Source organism: Streptomyces sp. DH12 (assembly GCF_020873895.1).
GTDB lineage: Bacteria > Actinomycetota > Actinomycetes > Streptomycetales > Streptomycetaceae > Streptomyces.
The window spans coordinates 1-564 of record NZ_JAHWGT010000555.1 but is presented as its reverse complement, the minus strand read 5'-3'; the positions used below and the strand labels follow the sequence as shown (position 1 = coordinate 564).

At 75.0% G+C, this 564-nt stretch carries 1 pseudogene; it reads left to right on the top strand.

What is annotated here, in order from left to right:
• A pseudogene (locus LPA54_RS35740) lies at positions 1–486 on the top strand (hypothetical protein); the annotation flags it as partial.
• Positions 487–564: the final 78 nt, after the last annotated feature.

The following is a 564-nucleotide window of genomic DNA, read 5'->3' as shown; positions in this document are numbered from 1 at the left end:
CTGTACATGAAGAACCGGGGCGCCGGGGTGCCCGCCGACAAGTGGGTGCGGGTGGACACCGCGACGCTGTCCGACGGGAACCTGGTCACCGGCGGGGCGACCGATCCGTTCGCCGCGGCCGAGGTGCTGCGCGGGACGCGTTCGGCGACGTTCGTCGGGCGGACCGAGGTGGCGGGGGCGCGGGTGCGGCACTACCGGGGCACCGCCGACCTGGAGGCGGCCTCGGCCGCGGCGTCGGAGGTCAACCGGGGGCCGCTGGGCGCGGCGGCCAAAGGGTTCGCCACCGCGCGGGTGCCGTTCGACGTGTACCTCGACGACGAGGGGCGGATCCGCTAGATCCGGCACCGGTTCAGCTTCGTGAACGGTGAGCGGCAGGAGCCCGTCGCGGTCGCCTCCACCACCCTGCTGTACGGCTTCGGCACCCCCGCCGACGTGCGGCTTCCCGCGGACGAGGACATCTACGCCGGGCGGATCGCCCAGGAGTGAGCGGCGCCGGCGGGCCGGCAAGGGGACCCCCGGTGGCCGGGCCGAACTAGCCCTTCCGTGCCATGCGCGGTCCGTAGG